This window comes from Ruegeria sp. CJ3 (genome assembly GCF_056536725.1).
Map to the genome: position 1 here is coordinate 13,193 of NZ_JBQFQE010000008.1, position 18,471 is coordinate 31,663.

The 18,471-nt window shown below is 61.1% G+C and carries 15 protein-coding genes; 7 read left to right on the top strand and 8 right to left on the bottom strand.

Features of this window, described 5'->3' with window-relative positions:
- Positions 1-12: 12 nt before the first annotated feature.
- Positions 13-768 carry a class II aldolase and adducin N-terminal domain-containing protein gene (locus ACR0J1_RS14580; RefSeq protein ID WP_480733698.1) on the bottom strand — a complete coding sequence of 252 codons (756 nt, stop codon included), beginning with the start codon at positions 766-768 and terminating at the stop codon, positions 13-15.
- 106 nt (positions 769-874) lie between these two features.
- Between ACR0J1_RS14580 and ACR0J1_RS14585 the strand changes: the two genes are divergently transcribed.
- From ACR0J1_RS14585 to msrA, 7 genes are all read left to right on the top strand, one after another.
- A complete protein-coding gene (locus ACR0J1_RS14585) occupies positions 875-1,750 on the top strand; it encodes a LysR family transcriptional regulator (RefSeq protein ID WP_480733699.1) in 876 nt (291 codons plus the stop codon).
- Between the two features lie 168 nt (positions 1,751-1,918).
- Positions 1,919-3,721 (top strand): adenine deaminase, encoded by a 1,803-nt coding sequence (ade, locus tag ACR0J1_RS14590; protein ID WP_480733700.1) that lies wholly within the window; start codon positions 1,919-1,921, stop codon positions 3,719-3,721.
- Positions 3,718-5,181: an AMP nucleosidase gene (locus ACR0J1_RS14595; RefSeq protein ID WP_480733701.1), complete on the top strand. Its 1,464-nt coding sequence runs from the start codon at positions 3,718-3,720 to the stop codon at positions 5,179-5,181. The genes ade and ACR0J1_RS14595 overlap by 4 nt, the downstream gene beginning before the upstream one ends.
- Positions 5,182-5,311: 130 nt before the next feature.
- Complete coding sequence (locus ACR0J1_RS14600; protein WP_010442901.1) at positions 5,312-5,599, top strand: HU family DNA-binding protein; 288 nt, start codon at positions 5,312-5,314, stop codon at positions 5,597-5,599.
- A gap of 109 nt (positions 5,600-5,708) precedes the next feature.
- Positions 5,709-6,587 carry a DMT family transporter gene (locus ACR0J1_RS14605; protein ID WP_480733702.1) on the top strand — a complete coding sequence of 293 codons (879 nt, stop codon included), beginning with the start codon at positions 5,709-5,711 and terminating at the stop codon, positions 6,585-6,587.
- 95 nt (positions 6,588-6,682) lie between these two features.
- Positions 6,683-7,129: a peptide-methionine (R)-S-oxide reductase MsrB gene (msrB, locus tag ACR0J1_RS14610; protein ID WP_480733703.1), complete on the top strand. Its 447-nt coding sequence runs from the start codon at positions 6,683-6,685 to the stop codon at positions 7,127-7,129.
- The gene (gene msrA, locus ACR0J1_RS14615) at positions 7,129-7,641 is read left to right on the top strand and encodes a peptide-methionine (S)-S-oxide reductase MsrA (RefSeq protein ID WP_480733704.1); all 513 of its coding nucleotides are present in this window, start codon (positions 7,129-7,131) and stop codon (positions 7,639-7,641) included. Before msrB ends, msrA begins: the two co-directional genes overlap by 1 nt.
- A gap of 23 nt (positions 7,642-7,664) precedes the next feature.
- On the opposite strand, the gene ACR0J1_RS14620 is transcribed toward msrA, so the two are convergent.
- From ACR0J1_RS14620 to ACR0J1_RS14650, 7 genes are all read right to left on the bottom strand, one after another.
- Positions 7,665-9,668, bottom strand: a complete 2,004-nt coding sequence (locus tag ACR0J1_RS14620; protein WP_480733705.1) for a hydantoinase/oxoprolinase family protein — start codon at positions 9,666-9,668, stop codon at positions 7,665-7,667.
- 62 nt (positions 9,669-9,730) lie between these two features.
- Complete coding sequence (gene queG, locus ACR0J1_RS14625; protein WP_480733706.1) at positions 9,731-10,768, bottom strand: tRNA epoxyqueuosine(34) reductase QueG; 1,038 nt, start codon at positions 10,766-10,768, stop codon at positions 9,731-9,733.
- Between the two features lie 77 nt (positions 10,769-10,845).
- Positions 10,846-11,511 (bottom strand): FtsZ-binding protein FzlA, encoded by a 666-nt coding sequence (fzlA, locus tag ACR0J1_RS14630; protein ID WP_008757447.1) that lies wholly within the window; start codon positions 11,509-11,511, stop codon positions 10,846-10,848.
- A gap of 60 nt (positions 11,512-11,571) precedes the next feature.
- Positions 11,572-12,312, bottom strand: a complete 741-nt coding sequence (mtgA, locus tag ACR0J1_RS14635) for a monofunctional biosynthetic peptidoglycan transglycosylase (RefSeq protein ID WP_480733707.1) — start codon at positions 12,310-12,312, stop codon at positions 11,572-11,574.
- 38 nt (positions 12,313-12,350) lie between these two features.
- The gene (locus ACR0J1_RS14640; RefSeq protein WP_480733708.1) at positions 12,351-13,301 is read right to left on the bottom strand and encodes a Hint domain-containing protein; all 951 of its coding nucleotides are present in this window, start codon (positions 13,299-13,301) and stop codon (positions 12,351-12,353) included.
- 185 nt (positions 13,302-13,486) lie between these two features.
- A complete protein-coding gene (gene gltB, locus ACR0J1_RS14645) occupies positions 13,487-18,019 on the bottom strand; it encodes a glutamate synthase large subunit (protein WP_480733709.1) in 4,533 nt (1,510 codons plus the stop codon).
- Positions 18,016-18,453: a GFA family protein gene (locus tag ACR0J1_RS14650; RefSeq protein ID WP_480733710.1), complete on the bottom strand. Its 438-nt coding sequence runs from the start codon at positions 18,451-18,453 to the stop codon at positions 18,016-18,018. Before ACR0J1_RS14650 ends, gltB begins: the two co-directional genes overlap by 4 nt.
- Between the last annotated feature and the right edge of the window lie 18 nt (positions 18,454-18,471).

Genomic DNA, 18,471 nt, shown 5'->3' on the forward strand with positions numbered 1-18,471 from the left:
CTTGCAGAGTCGTCAGGTTGCGTAGTCCGAGCCTTCGGCATCCAGTACGGCCTTGATCTCACGCAGATGCGCCTCAGCCTGACCGGGATAGTCGTCCAGCTCTTGCGCGGTTTTCTCGGCGATTTCATCCGACAGGACGCGCAGGGGCTGACCGGTCTGCAGGGCGCGGATATAGGTTTCCGCCGCGCGTTCGAAATAATAGAGCCTATTAAAGGCATCTGCCGGGTTCTCGCCAATCACCAGAACCCCGTGATTGCCCATGATCATGACCTTGTTCTGTGGGTCCGACAGCATCGCGGCACAGCGCGCGCCTTCGCTTTCGAAGGCCAACCCGCCGAATTCCTCATCGATGACATAGCGGTTGTAGAACGTGGCCGTGTTCTGGTCGATCGGCGGCAGCGAACTGTCGGCCAGCGAGGCCAGAACCGTCGCAAAGATCGAATGCACATGCATGACGCAGCGCGCGTGCGGGCAATGGCGGTGAATCGATCCGTGCAGCCCCCACGCGGTCGGGTCCGGTGCCCCGGGCTGGTCCATCACCGCAGGATCATTGGCGTCCAGCAGCAGCAGGTTCGAGGCCGTCACGCGTGAGAAATGCATCTGATTTGCATTCATCAGAAACTGCGTCCCGCCCGGATTCACCGCCAGACTGAAATGATTGGCCACGCCTTCGTGCATATTCAGCCGTTCAGTCCAGCGAAAGGCGGCGGCCATGTCGACGCGTTCAGGCCAGTGATCCATGTTGGGGCGCAGGTTGGCGACGGTCATGGCGGGCTCCTTCAAGGTTTGGAAAATCGTGCCCGCGCCGGGAAAGTTTGACCAACGAAAAAAACACGCCTATTTCATTAGCAAAACTAATGACAAGGTTATGCTGATGCAGAAACAGCTTCCTCCGCTGGGGTGGTTGCGCACGTTCGAGGCCGCGGCCCGGCATCTTTCTTTTACCGGCGCAGCGCGGGATCTGAACATGACCCAAAGCGCGGTCAGCCAGCAGATCAAGTCGCTGGAGGGGTATCTGGGACAGCCCCTGTTCCTGCGCCGCCCCCGCGCGCTGGAGCTGACCGAGGCAGGCATCACCTATCTGCCCGTCGTGCGCGATGCCTTTCGCACGCTCGTACGCGGCACTCAGGCTGTAACCGGAGCGCAGCAAAACGCGGTGCAGGTGCAAAGCAACATCACCTTCGCTGTCAACTGGCTGGCCCCACGACTGCCCAAGTTTCGGGCGCAGCATCCCGAGGTGCACCTGAACATCTTTACTGAGCTTTGGGAGCCCCGCGAAATGGCCGAGGGCGCTGCGGTTGAAATCCGCTATTCCCTGCGCCCCGCCGACACCGTGCGGACCGAGCTGCTGCGGACCGATCACTATTATCCGGTCTGCGCGCCGGGGTTCCCCGTGACGCTGGAAGACCTGCAGCAGCAACCGCTGTTCGACTGCTCGAACCTGCTGTCGAACTGGGCGGGGTGGGCCGAAGATAAGGGTCTAAATTGGGGAAATCCGCCAATCACCTACTCCACCACCTATCTGGTCAGCCTGTCGGTCGCCATGGCGGGCGGGGGGCTGTGTCTGGCCCATGACACTATCGCCCGGCACCTGATCGACCAGGGCCAACTGGTCGCGCCCTTCTCCCATCGCGCCGAGATGCCCGAGGCTTATTACCTGCTGCTGTCACCCCAAGCCGAAGAAAACCCCGGTGCGGTTGCTTTTGCCGATTGGATACGCACGGAAATCGCGGCGGATGTATCAGACTAGAACGGGGCGCTCCCGCCCATCGTCGCGGCCCCTGCGGGGCCTCTCGTCTGGTTGGGGGTGGCAGCGCTGACGCGCTGCGGTTGGTGCATTATTCAGCTATTGTGATGATTTCATGATAGGTGCGCGGCGGGGGGTTGCACCTTCCGCCGCATTCGGGAAAGTTGGGCCATGGAATACAAGACTTTCCCCAGTTGGCCCGACACCGCCCCCCGCCTTATCGCTGTTGCCGCAGGTCGCGAAGCGGCTGATATGGTCATCCGTGGCGGTGTTTGGGTAAACGTGCACACCCGCGAGCTGCTGCCCGATCACGATATAGCCATTGCCGCCGGGCGGGTGGCTTATGTCGGACCCGATGCCGCGCATTGTACGGGTCCTGAGACACAGATCATCGAAGCGCAAGGCCGCTATATGATCCCCGGGCTGTGTGATGCGCACATGCATATAGAATCCGGAATGTTGACCCCGGCGGAGTTCGCCCGCGCTGTGATCCCGCATGGCACCACCTCAATGTTCACCGACCCGCATGAGATCGCCAATGTGCTGGGCATAGAGGGCGTTCGGCTGATGCATGATGAGGCGTTGCTGCAGCCGGTGAATATCTTCACTCAGATGCCGTCCTGCGCGCCCTCGGCCCCGGGGCTTGAGACCACCGGCTATGAGATCACCGCCGAGGATGTGGCCGAGGCGATGGCCTGGCCCGGTATCATCGGACTGGGTGAGATGATGAACTTTCCCGGGGTGATCCATGGCGACCCGAAGATGCTGGCCGAGATCGCGGCAACGCAGCGGGCCGGTAAAACCGTGGGCGGTCACTATGCTTCGCCTGATTTAGGGTCTGATTTTGCAGCTTACGTGGCCGGAGGCCCCGCAGACGATCACGAAGGTACGTGCGAGGCAGACGCCATCGCACGGGTGCGGCAGGGGATGCGGTCGATGATGCGGCTGGGTTCTGCTTGGTACGACGTGGAAAGCCAGATTACGGCCGTGACCGAGAAAGGTCTGGACCCGCGCAACTTCATTCTGTGCACCGATGATTGCCATTCGGGCACTCTGATCAATGACGGGCACATGAACCGCGTGGTGCGGCATGCGATTGCCTGCGGGTGCGATCCTCTGGTTGCGCTGCAGATGGCAACGCTGAACACCGCGACCCATTTCGGGCTTGAGCGCGAGATCGGCTCGATCACCCCCGGACGGCGCGCGGATGTGATCCTGACCTCGGACCTGACAGAGTTGCCGATTGAGACGGTGATCGCCCGGGGGCAGATCGTTGCCGAAGAGGGTAAGATCACAGTGGATTGCCCGCATCTGAACTGGCCCACGACTGCGCGCAATACGGTGCATCTGGGTCATGCGCTGAAAGGCACCGATTTCGAGATCGCCGCCCCCGCAGGCGCCAACCGCGTCAGGGCCAACGTCATCGGTGTGGTCGAAAACCAAGCCCCCACGCAGGCACTGAAGGCCGAATTGCCGATCATCGGCGGGCTGGTCGAGGGCGAGGGCGATGTCTGCCAGATCGCGCTGGTGGAACGGCATCGCGCCACGGGTGGGGTGACCAATGCCTTTGTCTCGGGGTTCGGGTATCAGGGGCGCATGGCCATGGCCTCGACCGTGGCGCATGATAGCCACCATATGATTGTCGTCGGCACCGACCGCGAACAGATGGCACTGGCGGCCAACCGGCTGGCCGAAGTGGGCGGCGGTATCACGATTTTCCGCGATGGCGAAGAACTGGCGCTGGTGGAACTGCCCATTGCAGGCCTGATGTCCGACAGCCCCGCCACCGAGGTGGCCGCCAAGGCGCAAAAGATGGTCGAGGCGATGCAGGCCTGCGGCTGCCAATTGAACAACGCTTACATGCAGCACTCGTTGCTGGCCCTTGTGGTGATCCCGGAACTGCGGATCTCGGACCTTGGGCTGGTGGATGTGCGCACATTCGAAAAGATAGACCTTCTGGAACCGCTTGCATGACCATTATCAATACGCCCGAGGCCCCGTTGGCCGAAACATTTACCGACCCCGAAGCCGCCGTTGCGCGGCTGGAGGAACTGTACAATCAAGCCACCAACTTCCTGTGTGACAGCTTTGCCATGGCCATGCGCGATGGCGCTCCGACCGAACGATTCAGAGCCTATTACCCGGAAATACGCATCAAAACGTCATCCTACGCGCAGGTCGACAGTCGGCTGAGCTTTGGTCACGTCTCGGAACCCGGCACCCATGCGATCACCGTGACGCGGCCCGATCTGTTCCGGTCCTACCTGGTCCAGCAGATCGCGCTACTGATCAAGAACCATGACCAACCCGTCACCATCGGCGCATCCGACACGCCGATCCCGGTGCACTTCGCGGTCGCCAACAATGCCGAGATGAGCGCGCTGCAGCAGGGGCCCGCGGGGTTCACCCTGCGCGATGCTTTTGATGTGCCGGACCTGAACACCACGAATGATGACATCGTCAACGGCGTGCACGAACCCGACAATGGCACCGGGCCGCTGGCTTTGTTCACCGCCCAGCGCGTCGATTACTCTCTGGCGCGCCTGTCGCATTATACGGCAACCGACCCGAGCCATTTTCAGAACCACGTTCTGTTCACCAACTACCAGTTCTACGTCTCGGAATTCGAGAACTACGCCCGCACCCAGCTGGCTGACCCCGACAGCGGCTATACCAGCTTTGTCTCAACCGGGAATGTCGAGATCACCGATGCGAACACCCCGATCGAGCAGCCCCTGAAACTGCCGCAGATGCCGACTTATCACCTGAAACGCGCAGATGGGTCAGGGATCACGTTGGTCAATATCGGGGTCGGGCCGTCGAACGCCAAAACCGCCACCGACCATATCGCCGTGCTGCGCCCCCATGCCTGGCTGATGGTCGGCCACTGTGCCGGGCTGCGCAACACGCAGGCGCTGGGGGATTTTGTTCTGGCCCATGCCTATCTGCGCGAGGACAAGGTGTTGGACGATGACCTGCCCGTCTGGGTTCCGATCCCGCCGCTGGCCGAGGTTCAGGTGGCACTGGAACAGGCGGTGGCCGAAGTGACCCGGCTGGAAGGCTATGAGTTGAAGCGGATCATGCGCACCGGCACGGTCGCCTCGGTCGACAACCGCAATTGGGAGCTGCGGGATCAGTCCGGTCCGGTGCAACGGCTCGGTCAGTCGCGCGCGATTGCGCTGGATATGGAAAGCGCGACGATTGCCGCAAATGGCTATCGCTTCCGGGTGCCCTACGGCACCTTGCTATGCGTGTCCGACAAGCCGCTGCATGGCGAATTAAAGCTTCCCGGCATGGCTTCGGCGTTCTATACCACGCAGGTCAGCCGCCATCTGGCCATCGGAATCCGCGCCATGGAACATCTGCGCGGCATGCCGCTGGAGCGTCTGCACAGCCGGAAATTGCGTTCCTTCGACGAAACGGCCTTTCTCTGAAGCAAAAAAGCAACGATTTCCCCATATTTTTAGGGTTTTCAGTGCTACTATTCGTTGTGTTCGGCCACAATATCCCGTTACAGTTACGCGGTGAGGCCCAAATTATCGGGCACGTTAAGGAGACCAAGAAATGGCAAAGCCTATGACAAAGACTCAGCTGGTGGCTGCTCTCGCTGAGGAAATGGGAACTGACAAGAAATCCGCGAACGCCGCGCTGGAGGCCATGACCGGCCTGATCACCCGCGAAGTTTCGGCTGGTGGCGCCGTCACCCTGCCCGGCGTTGGTAAAATCTACTGCCGCGAGCGCCCCGAGCGCATGGTGCGCAACCCCGCCACCGGCGAACAGTTCAAGAAAGAGGCCGACAAGGTGGTCAAAATGACCATCGCGAAAGCCCTGAAGGACAGCGTCAACGGCTGATCACCGCCACAGGTGAGCAAGAATGAGGGGGTCGCCGCCGGGCGGCCCCTTTTTCTTGCGATCACAGGAAAAACCGGTGACAGTCGCCAAGGATATTGGGGAGGCAGAAATGGATCCGCGCGCCATCATCATGGGGCTTGCATTTGCGCTGATCTGGTCGTCGGCATTCACCTCGGCCCGGATCATCGTGGCCGACGCCTCGCCGCTGTTTTCGCTGGCACTGCGATTTCTGATCTCAGGCGTTCTGGGCGTGGCCATCGCGCGGCTTATGGGGCAAAGCTGGCATCTGACGCGGGGCCAATGGCGGGCCACCATCCTGTTCGGGATCTGCCAAAATGCCCTGTATTTGGGTCTGAATTTCTATGCCATGCAAACGGTCGAAGCCTCGGTGGCGGCGATCATCGCATCGACGATGCCGCTGCTGGTGGCGCTGGCCGGGTGGTTGCTGCTGGGCGAAAGGCTGCGCCCGCTGGGCATTCTTGGCCTGCTGGCCGGATTTGCCGGTGTCGCCCTGATCATGAGCAGCCGGATCAGCGCAGGGGTTGACCTGTTCGGCGTCCTGCTCTGCGGGATCGGGGCGCTGGCGCTGACCTTCGCCACGCTGGCGGTGCGGGGTGCGACCTCGGGCGGGAATTTCATGATGGTGGTGGGGCTGCAGATGCTGGTCGGCGCCGCGATCCTGTTCGTTGCCGCGCCGATGCTTGAGACGATCTATGTCCGCCCCACCCTGCCCTTTGCACTGGCCTTCAGCTATACCATCCTGTTCCCCGGCCTGGTGGCGACGCTGATCTGGTTCCTGCTGCTGGACCGCATCGGCGCGGTCCGGGCGGCAACGTTCCACTTTCTCAACCCGGTCTTCGGCGTCACCATCGCCGCGCTGTTGCTGGGCGAGCAGCTGGGGCCGCTGGATCTGGCCGGTGTTCTGGTCATCACACTGGGCATTCTCGCGGTCCAACTGTCGCGCCAGCCCGAGAACACACCAACCTGAACCGCCGCACGTCTGCGCGAGGCGTCTCAACAAGCCTTTGCTTTCAGCCACAGAACCCCATCTAGTGTAGCAAAGCACCAAGAATCGGAGGAGCCATGACCCGCTATTCCAAATCACCCGAAGCCGTCGCCGCCCTGTCGCCCGAGGAATTCCATGTCACCCAGCGCAGCGGAACCGAACGACCAGGCACCGGAAAGCACCTGAACAACAAGGAACCGGGCATCTATGTAGATATCGTTTCGGGTGAGCCGCTGTTCGCCTCGACCCACAAATACGAATCCGGCTGCGGCTGGCCCAGCTTCACCAAACCCATCGTGCATGAGCATGTGGAAGAGTTGGAGGACCGCACGCTGGGCATGATCCGCACCGAGGTCCGCTCGAAGCATGGCGACAGCCATCTGGGCCATGTGTTCCCTGATGGCCCACGCGAACATGGCGGGCTGCGCTATTGCATCAACTCTGCCGCCCTGCGGTTCATCCATCGCGACGAGATGGAGGCTGAAGGTTATGGCGAATTCCTGATTCATGTGGAGGATATCTGATGACCGAACACCGCGCCGTTCTCGCCGGGGGCTGCTTTTGGGGTATGCAGGACCTGATCCGTAAACTGCCGGGCGTGTCCCGCACCCGTGTGGGATATACCGGAGGGGACGTACCCAACGCCACCTATCGCAACCATGGCACCCATGCCGAAGGGATCGAGATCTGGTTCGATCCCGCACAGATTACCTATCGCGATCTGCTGGAGTTCTTTTTCCAGATCCACGACCCAACGACGATCAACCGTCAGGGCAATGATCGCGGGATGAGCTATCGTTCGGCCATTTACTACCTGGATGACGCGCAGAAACAGGTGGCCGAGGACACGATTGCTGATGTGAATGCCAGCGGTATCTGGCCCGGCAAAGTCGTAACTGAGCTTGAGCCCGTCGGTGACTTCTGGGAAGCCGAGCCCGAGCATCAGGATTATCTGGAGCGCATCCCCAACGGCTATACCTGCCACTTCCCGCGCCCGGATTGGGTACTGCCCAAACGATCCAGCGCGGCAGAGTAACCGTCCGGTAGCCCCGCTTGGGGCTACCCCACCGCCACGCGGGGCCGTCCGCTGGCCTCGACGGTGATCAGCGCCTCGACGAACACTTCCTGTGCTTCGATCTTGGCCGTGCGGATGTCGCGGTCGACGGTCACACGGATATCCTCGGCCCCGGCGTCACGCACCGCACCTTCAGCCTCACCCCGCAACACATCTTCGAGCAACTGCAAGGCGCTGTTCGAATCCGAGAAATCCTGCGGCCCCTCTTCCAGATGCACCCGATAGCGGCCTTCGGCAGGCGAGGTCACGGTGCCGGTCCGCCGCAGCGTCAATCGCCCCACGACAGCACCGATGGCATTCGCAACACCGGCATGTTCCGGCAGCACCATGTTGCAATGCAGCCGCTCTCCGACCGCTGGGTAATAACTGGGGGCCGAGGCCCCAAGGCCCACCACATCCACGTTCAGCGCTGTATCCAGCGCGACCAGCCCGCGATGTTTGGCCAACCCGCGCTGCGTCAGAACATGACGCGCCAGTTCTTTCGCAGGCAAGTCGAATCCATTGCTTTCCTCGGCAAAAGCAGTCTCTAACAAGGTCAAAGAGGTCTGCTCGGTCAGCTGATCCACAATGATCTGCGCCAATGCCTCGGGCGACTGCGCCAGCCGGTCACCTGACCCAACCCGCTTACGCGCCACCAGTTCCAACGCCTTGCGCGCAGCGTCAACGTCCCAATCCGCAAGCCGCCCCAAAACGTGGCTGGCGTCCGACGGCGTCACGCCCGAGACCTGCACAATCCCGCGATCCACCAAACGGCTCAACGCCCCGTGTTCCATCCGGGTCTGCAACAGTCCGCTCAGCGGCACGACGCGGTCTGCCAGGCGTTCTAACAAGACGGCCTCACGCGGGCCTATCCCTTCGGCAGGGATACCCGGAACCCGACGCGCAAACCGGGTGTCATGCTCCCCCACGGTCGTGGCGCGCAGTTGTTCATCCAGCGCCGCATGCACCACCTCAGGGGCCTCGGTTGCAATCAGCGACACCGGCAACACCCGGCGCGGTCCAAGGAAGACACCGCCACCCAGGCCTTCGGTGACCACATGCACCTGACTGTCGCCGCCCAGACCATGGGTGCGCATCGCCACCGCCTCAACCATGGTGCGAAAGCCACCGACCTGCGCGCCTGCCGGATCAATCGCAGGCTTCCCATCGCGGATCAGAGCCACATCTGTTGTGGTACCCCCGATATCCGACACCAGCGCATTCTCAGCCTCGGTCAGCCAGCGTGCGCCTACAATTGACGCGGCGGGCCCGCTTAGAATGGTCTCAATGGGCCGTTCGCGCGCCTGCTCGGCGCTCATCAACGCGCCGTCACCGCGCACGACCATCATCGGCGCAGTGATCCCCTGTGCCAGCAGCTGGTCCTGCGCGCGCCCGATCAGCCGGTCGATCATCCCGATCAACCGGGCATTCAACACCGCCGTCACCGCCCGTTTCGGCCCGTTTAGCTTGGCCGACAGGTGATGCGAACAGGTGACCGGAATACCGGTACGCTCGGAAATCACGCGGGCCACTTCCAATTCATGCGCGGGATTTCTTGTGGCAAACTGCGCCGCAACCGCATAGCCGGAGATGCCCGTATGTGAGTCTAAAAAGGCTTCAAGCCTCGCGACATCCAGTTCGGCAGCCTGCCCTCCGGCATGATTGTGCCCTCCGGCCAGCACCAAAGCCGGGTCTCCCTTCAGCGCATCCCGCAGCCCATGCCTTTCCAAATCGCTTTCGCGAAAGCCAACATAGATCAAGGCCACGCGCCCGCCCTGCCCCTCGACCAGAGCATTGGTGGCCAAGGTGGTCGACAGCGACGCCATGCAGATCTGATCCGGCGCAATGTTGGCTATCTCAAGCACAGCCGAGACTGCCCGGCCCACCCCGATCGCCAGATCCGCCCGCGTGGTCAGGGATTTGGCCGAGGCAATCACCTCACGCTCATCCCGGATCAGCACCGCATCCGTATAGGTCCCGCCCGTATCCACCCCCAAAGCCAGCGCCATCGGGTCCTCCATCTGTTCGCCAGAATCGGGTGTAGCGTTTTCCTGCGGCGCGTCCAGCCCGTTTACGACAACCGCGCCACTGCCCAGCGCGCTGCATCCGCAACGGTCGGATCGGGATCATCGGTCAGACCCTGCGCAACTGGCCTGAGCGCTGGCTGATCAGAATTGCCAATCGCATAGAGCACATTGCGCACAAACCGATCGCGCCCGATTCGCTTGATCGGCGAGCCAGAAAACATCAATCGGAACGCCGCATCATCCAAAACCGCCAGTTCTGCAAGCGGAGGAGCCTTCAACTCTTCCCGTGCCGCGTAGCGCAGATCGCTGGCCGCAACCGCAAACTTGTTCCAGGGGCAGGCCGCCAGACAGTCATCGCAGCCATAAATACGGTTGCCCAACAACGCCCGCAGATCCTCATCAACCGGCCCTTTATGCTCGATGGTCAGGTATGAGATACAACGGCGCGCATCCAACTGGTAAGGCGCAGGAAACGCGTCCGTCGGGCAAGCGTCCAAACAGGCCCGGCACGATCCGCAATGATCAACCTCCGCCCCATCCACGGGCAAGTCCAATGTGGTAAAAACAGACCCTAAAAAGGCCCAGTTGCCCCAATCCTGACTGACCAGATTGGTGTGCTTGCCCTGCCAGCCCAACCCGGCGGCCTGCCCCAATGCCTTCTCAGGCACTGGCGCGGTGTCGACAAACACCTTCACGTCACCGCCCCCTTCGGCAATCAGCCACCGCGCCAACCGTTTCAGGCGCTTCTTGACCAGATCATGATAATCCTTGTTCTGCGCATAGACAGAAATCGCCCCTAACTCAGGATGCGCTAAAACCTCAGTCGGATCATGTTCAGGCGTATAACTCTCGGCCAGCATGATCACCGACCGCGCCTCAGGCCATAGCGCTGAAGGATCACCCCGCCAATGGCTCCGTTCCGCCATCCACCCCATCTGCCCATGATAACCGGCCTGCAGAAACGCCTCCAACCTTCCGGCCAGCTGAGGCACATCCCAAGGGCGGCACACCCGACACGCCACAAACCCCTCGCCAAGGGCCTGCTCCACCACCCGTTCCTTCAACTCCGATCCATTCTTCATCTGGCTAAAAATATCCTCGGGGGTGAATTGGCCCAGCGGGCCAAGAGGGGGCAGACAGCCCCCTACCCCTTAGCCTATCAGAAATCCAGATCAGCGTAATGCGCCGGAGGCCGAAACCCCGGCACCTGATCCGCCAGGATCGACCGAAACGCTGGCCGAGACTTGATCTTGGCATACCAATCCTTCACCGCCGAACTGCGGTTCCAGTCCACGTCCGAGATATAATCCAGCGCCGACAGATGCGCCGCAGCCGCAAAATCGGCCAGTGTCATCTGATCTCCGGCCAGCCAGCGGCGGTGGTCCAGCAGCCACGCCATATAATCCAGGTGATACTTGATCGCGCGCGCGCCTTCCTTGACGTTCTTGCTGTCGGGATAACCCTGCCCGGTTACCTTCTTGTTCACCCGCTCATACAGCAGCTTCGACGTGACCTCGTGATGAAACTTGTCATCGAACCACCCCACAAGGCGCCGCACCTCATACCGCGCCTCGGGCTTTTTGGGCATCAGGGGCGGTTCGGGGCGGGTCTCTTCTATGTATTCGCAGATCGCAGCGCTTTCGGCCATGATCTGACCGTCCAGCCGCAGCACCGGAACCTTGCCCGCCGGGTTGCGGCGCAGGAAATCCGGGTCCTGTTCCCAATATCGTTCTTCGACCAGCTCAACCTCGATCTTCTTTTCGGCCAGAGACAGGCGAACCTTGCGACAATAGGGTGAGAGGGGAACGTGAAACAGACGCGCCATGGGCTTCCAATCGAACCAGTAGAATGCACCTCAAGCTTTAGCGCCTGAGGGGGCGGGGTTTCAATCCTCGAAACAGTCAGCGCGTCCATCTGCGCGGATGGTGGCCGCCCCATCCAGAATTGACGCTGCCCGCCTGCGTGTACGCACCGACGGGTCCGTCACTGACCGGTTGCGTGGCGAGGGCAGGATCGCCGCCAACCGCGCCGCCTGTACGGGGCTCATCTTTGCGGCGCTGACGCCATAATATTTCTGCGCCGCCGCCTCGACCCCGAACACGCCCTGACCGGTTTCGGCGACGTTCAGATAGACCTCAAGAATGCGCTGCTTGCTCCAGACCATCTCGACCACCGGGGTCATCGAGGTCTCAAGCGCCTTGCGCACCCAGCTGCGCCCCTGCCAGAGGAACACGTTCTTCACCACCTGCTGCGTGATGGTCGAGGCCCCACGGCTGCCGCCATCTTCCAGCGCGTCCCGGATCGCCTCGACGTCAAAGCCCCAATGCAGGCAAAAATTCGCGTCCTCAGCCGCCACCACAGAGCGCGCCATGATGGGTGAGATCTCTTCAATCGGGACCCATTCACGCTCAACCCGGCCCAGCCGCCGCCATTCGGACCAGATCGTATGCGTGACCGGAGGGTTCACGACCGCATAAAGCAGCACCAGCGCCACAAAAACTGCTGCTGCCGCCAGAACAGCACGCAACGCCCAGCGCCGAATCCACGCGATTGCGCCTGATACCGTATTCGCTTTGGTTGCCTGTTTTTTCTTACCGCGAGTCTTGCGGGCTGCTTTTTTTGCCATGCTTTGCTATACGCCGCGACCGGCGCATTTGAAACGGGTTATTTCGCCATCAGCCGCCCGTCGCGCGGGCGGACCACCGGGCGCGCGGTCTTGGCCGCAACCGCGCCACGCGTCTGCAATTCGGGAAACAGGGCAAGCACCTCAGCCTGCGTGTTCTGTTCGGACCGCGCGACCGCGTGACCGGGGTAATAGCTTTCGCTTTTCGCCCCGTTGGCGAACACGATCTCGTGCCGCCGGAACAGCAGATGGATGTAATCGACCTGGCCGCCCTCAACCCGTGTCACACTGGTGCCATTCACCAGACAATGGGCAGCAAGCAGCACTTCGGAATGACCATAAAGATAGGGCGCGCGCCAATCGTCGATCAGCATCCGGTGTTGAGGTGACACCAGCAACGGCTGGCTGAGGCCGAACACCCCGGCGTCGAACCGGATCGGGGCCAGCTTGCCGCGCGCCTCGACCGTTGTGCGTCCAATCCACAGCACAGGTTTCGCGCCGCTGTCGGCGGTTTTCACCAGATCACCGGGCGCAAGCTCCTCGATCAGGCGTGGGCCATCAGGGGTATCGATCAGCGTGCCCGGCGTAAAGCAGGGCGGGCCCAGATCCCCATTGTTGATATCGACCGAGCCAAAAGACCCGCCATTGTCGCTAAAATCTGTCACCGAAGACGAGACAAACGTCCCTTGCTGCAGCACCGACCCATCGGTGGGGGTAAACACCTCTCGCCCGTCGGCGAGATAGAAGGTGACGCCGGTATAGGTCACCTCAGATCCATCCGGCAGCTCAATCGTTACCATGTCGTTGAAATACGAGGCGGTGATGTCCACCCCATCCACCGAGTCGCCGTTCAGCCGGTTGATCAGGTCGTCGTCATTCTGGTCGACGATATCAAAACTTTGGACCGTGAGCGTTGAACCAACCACAGTCCCATTCGCCCCCGGATTGGCCGGGTCGAGCACGAAAAACTGGTCTGTATAGGTCGTGGGCATCTGACAACTCCACTTCACTCGCATCTGCTGGATCGCAGACTGCCTGCAATGCCTGAACAAACTATGACCAAAGCTAGGTGATTTCGGCAGAATCCGGCAAGGAATCGGCGCATTATGCGCGCACAAAAGAAAACCCTGCGTGTTTGAAATGACACGCAGGGTTGCATTTTCGCCTGGTTCAGAGCCTATTCGGCTGGAACCGCCGCCGCCTCAAGCGTCAGTGGATAGCCGAGTTTGTTCAGCATCTCTTTCGGGCAGACCTGCAGGAAATGGGCTTTCTCGACCTCCCAATGTTGCAGGATATCCACCGCCTTGCGGCTGTTGGTTTCGGTGACATGACGCTCGATCAAGGTCTTCAGCTGGTCTTCCCAATGATCCACAGTGACCGGGCAGGTCACCAGCGTTTCCATGTTCATCAACGCCTGCGCTTTGCCTTCGGGGTCATAGAGGTAGGCCATGCCACCCGTCATGCCCGCGCCAAAGTTGGCACCGATATCGCCCAGTATGACGGCCACACCACCGGTCATGTATTCACATCCGTTCGAGCCACAGCCCTCGATCACCACTTTCGCGCCCGAGTTCCGCACTGCAAACCGTTCACCTGCGCGGCCTGCGGCGAACAGGTGGCCGTCGGTGGCCCCGTACAGGACGGTGTTGCCGATGATAGTGTTGGCATCCGCCTTAAGCGGGCTGACCTGTGGCGGGCGCACAACGATCATACCACCCGACAGGCCTTTGCCGACATAGTCGTTGGCATCACCCGACACTTCCAGCTTCAACCCCGGCGCGGCAAAGGCCCCAAGCGACTGCCCGGCCGAGCCCTGCAATTTCACATGCAGATGGTCGTCCTGGAACGTGTTCCGCATGCCGAAATTCTGCACGATATGGCTGGACACGCGCGTGCCCACGGTCCGATGCGTATTCTGGACCGCGTAAGACAGCTGCATCTTCTCACCATCTTTCAGGAACCGCGCCGCGTCGCGCACGATCTCAGCGTCCAGCGTATCTGGCACCGCGTTGCGATCCTTGTCACGGTTGTAGACGATGTTATGCGCGCCATCGACGGTGATCAGCAGCGGGTTCAGGTCCAGATCGTCCAGATGCGCCGAACCCCGGCTGACCTGCGCCAGCAGATCGGCCCGCCCGATGATCTCATCCACCGAACGCGCGCCGAGGCTGGCCAGCAGCTCGCGCACTTCCTGCGCGTAGAAGGTGATCAGGTTGACGACTTTGTCGGCGTTACCAGTGAATTTGGCGCGCAAGTCTTCGTCCTGCGTACACACACCGACCGGGCAAGTGTTCGACTGGCACTGACGCACCATGATACAGCCCATCGCGATCAGCGCGGCGGTGCCGATGCCGTATTCCTCGGCCCCCATCATCGCGGCCATGACGATATCTCGGCCCGTGCGCAGGCCGCCATCGGTGCGCAGAGTCACACGATCCCGCAGGTTGTTCATTGCCAGAACCTGATGTGCCTCGGTCAGGCCCATCTCCCACGGCAGGCCAGCGTATTTGATGCTGGTCGCGGGCGAGGCCCCCGTACCACCATTGTGACCCGAAATAAGGATAATATCCGCTTTCGCCTTGGCCACACCGGCGGCAATCGTACCCACGCCCGAGGATGCCACCAGTTTCACCGTCACCTTGCAGCGCGGGTTGATCTGCTTGAGGTCATAGATCAGCTGCGCCAGATCCTCGATCGAGTAGATGTCATGGTGCGGCGGCGGCGAGATCAGCGTCACGCCCTTGGTCGAATGCCGCAGACGCGCGATGAGGTCGGTGACCTTCATGCCCGGCAGCTGACCGCCCTCACCGGGTTTCGCACCTTGGGCGACCTTGATCTCAAGTTCTTCACATTGGTTCAGATACTCGGCAGTCACACCGAACCGGCCCGAGGCCACCTGTTTGATCTTGGCCGATGGGTTGTCGCCATTGGGCTCCGGCACGAAATGCGCCGGATCTTCCCCGCCCTCGCCGCTGTCGGATTTCGCGCCGATCCGGTTCATCGCCACGTTCAGCGTCTTATGTGCCTCGGGCGACAGCGCGCCAAGCGACATGCCCGGCGTGACAAAGCGTTTGCGGATTGAGGTGATGGATTCCACCTCTTCAATCGGCACCGGCTTGCCCAGAGGTTTGAAATCCATCAGGTCACGCAGATGGATCGGCGGGTTGGATTGCATCTTGGCCGAGTACTGCTTCCACAACTCGTATGAGGCTCTGTTACAGGCCATTTGCATCATGTGCATCGAGGTTGCTTCCCACGCATGGGTCTCACCCGTTTTGCGTGCCTTGTAGAAGCCGCCGATGGGCAGCACGTCCAGACCGCTGTCCCATGCCTTGGCGTGAATCTCTTCGGCCTTGGTCTGAATACCGGTGACGCCGATCCCGGAAATCCGGCTGGTCATGCCGGGGAAATACTCGGCCACCATCGCGCGGCTGAGGCCGACCGCCTCAAAATTCAGACCACCGCGATAAGACGAGATCACAGAAATCCCCATCTTGGCCATGATCTTCAGCAGGCCCTGATCGATGGCCTCGCGATAGCGCGCGACATTTTCGGTCAGGGTGCCATCCAGCAAGCCGCGGTCGATGCGGTCAGCCAGCGAATCCTCGGCCAAATAGGCGTTCACCACGGTCGCACCACAGCCGATCAGAACGGCAAAGTAGTGCGGATCGATACATTCCGCCGAGCGTACGTTAAGCGAACAGAAGGTCCGCAGGCCCTGACGGGTCAGATGCGAATGCACCGCGCTGGTCGCAAGGATCATCGGCATCGCCACCCGGCCCTGGCCCGAGTTCATGTCGGACAGCACCAGATGGCCAGCGCCCGAGCGCACGGCCTCTTCTGCTTCAGCTCTGACACGGGCCAATGCGGCGCTCAACGCGCCACGACCGGGCTCAAAGCTGCAGTCGATTTCCGCCAATGGAGAGCCGAAGGTTTCCACCAGCTTGTCCCACTGTGCGTTGCCCACGAACGGGCTGCCCAGCACCACGATCTCGGTCTGGCTGCTGTCTTCGTCCAGCACGTTTTTCAGGTTCCCGAACCGGGTTTTCAGCGACATCACCCGGTATTCCCGCAAGCTGTCGATCGGTGGGTTCGTCACCTGGCTGAAGTTCTGGCGAAAGAAATGGCTCAGCGGGCGGTACTTTTTGGACAGAACCGCCGAAGGTGTGTCATCGCCCATCGAGGCCAGCGATTCCTTGCCATCCTCAGCCATCGGGGCAAGGATTTGCTCAAGCTCTTCAACCGAGTAACCCGCCGCAATCTGCCGCTTGCGCAGCTCTTCCCCGATGAATTTGGGGGTCTCGCTCACGCCGGCAAGCGATTCATCCAGATCATGGATTTTACCAACCCATTCGCCGAAGGGCAGCGCGCGGGCCAGTTTGTCCTTGATCTGCTTGTCGCGATAGAGCTTGCCGCGCTTCATATCCACGGCCAGCATCTGCCCCGGCCCCAGCGCACCTTTCTCGGCCACCGATGCCTCATCAATCGGAACCATCCCGGCCTCAGACCCCGCGATGACCAGACCATCGCCGGTGACCACGTACCGCATCGGTCGCAGGCCGTTGCGGTCCAGACCCGCACAGACCCAGCGGCCATCTGTCATCGCCAACGCGGCGGGGCCGTCCCAAGGCTCCATCACTGAATTGCAATAGGAATACATATCGCGCCACGCCTGCGGCAGTTCGACCGCCTGCTTGGACCAGCTTTCCGGCACCAGCATGGTTTTCGCCATGGGCGCCGAACGCCCAGCGCGCACCAGAACCTCAAAAACCGAGTCTAATGCGGCGGAATCCGACGACCCGCCCGCGATTATCGGCTTGATGTCTTCGGCATGGTCGCCGAAGGTGCCGCTGGCCATGCGGATCTCATGGCTTTTCATCCAGTTGATGTTGCCCTTGAGCGTGTTGATCTCGCCGTTATGCGCCAGCATGCGGAATGGCTGCGCCAGCCACCATTGCGGGAAAGTGTTGGTAGAATAGCGCTGGTGATAGATCGCGAAGGCGGATTCAAAGCGTTCGTCCATCAGATCGGGGTAGAACACGGCGACCTGCTCGGCCAGCATCATGCCTTTGTAGATGATCGACCGGCAGGACAACGACGCCAGATAGAGGCCCGAGATTCCAGCCGCCAGCGCCGCCTTTTCGATACGGCGACGGATAACATATAGCTCGCGCTCAAAAGTCTCTTCATCCACGCCCTTTGAGTTCGAGATCAGAATCTGTTCAATCTCGGGGCGCGTCGCATTGGCCTTGTCACCCAGACAGGTGACATCGACTGGAACATGACGCCAACCATAGATGTAGTAGCCCATCCGCAGTACTTCGGTTTCCACGATGGTCCGGCATTGTTCCTGCGCACCGAAATCGGTACGGGGCAGAAAGACCTGACCAACGGCGATCAACTCGTCCAGGTTGGGTTCGTGGCCGGTGCGGCGGATTTGATCATAAAAGAACGGCACCGGAATCTGCACGTGAATACCCGCGCCATCGCCGGTCTTTCCATCGGCATCCACAGCTCCGCGGTGCCAGATCGCTTTCAGCGCATCGATCCCCGCATCGACAACCTTGCGACTTTTCTTGCCATCCACTGACACAACAAGACCTACACCACAGGAGGAATGCTCTTCGTCCTCGGAATAGAGACCGTTTTCCGCCATCCACTGGCGTTTGGCCTCTTCGGCCCGCACCCAATCGGCATCATATTTGGTCATTGGCTGTCTCCTTGATCAGAGGGGGCATACATGGCTTCGACCTCTGCTTTGGTCATCTGCTTGCGCTCGCCTGCGAACGCGTAGCCCGCGGGCTTTTTATCGATATAAAGTTCCAGTTTCAGATCGCTGCCGGTCGCATTGTCGAAAAGGCCAGCAGCCATCTGGGTCTGCCCGTGCATCTCGCCGGGCAGTGTGATCCGGTACCACAGGGATGAGCCGCATTCGGCGCAAAAGGCGCGCTCGGCCCAGTCGGACGAGGTAAAGGTTTTCACAGGGCCAAGCGCGGCATAGCCGGGCTCGGCCTGAAAAGTCATCAGCATCGAGCTGGTCCAGCGGCGACACTGGTCGCAATGGCACGCCCCCAGCGCATCGCGCGTGGGGGTCGCGGTCACGGTGACCGCACCGCACATGCATTGGCCTTGCAATTCGGGCATCGCTGTCCCTCCTGATCG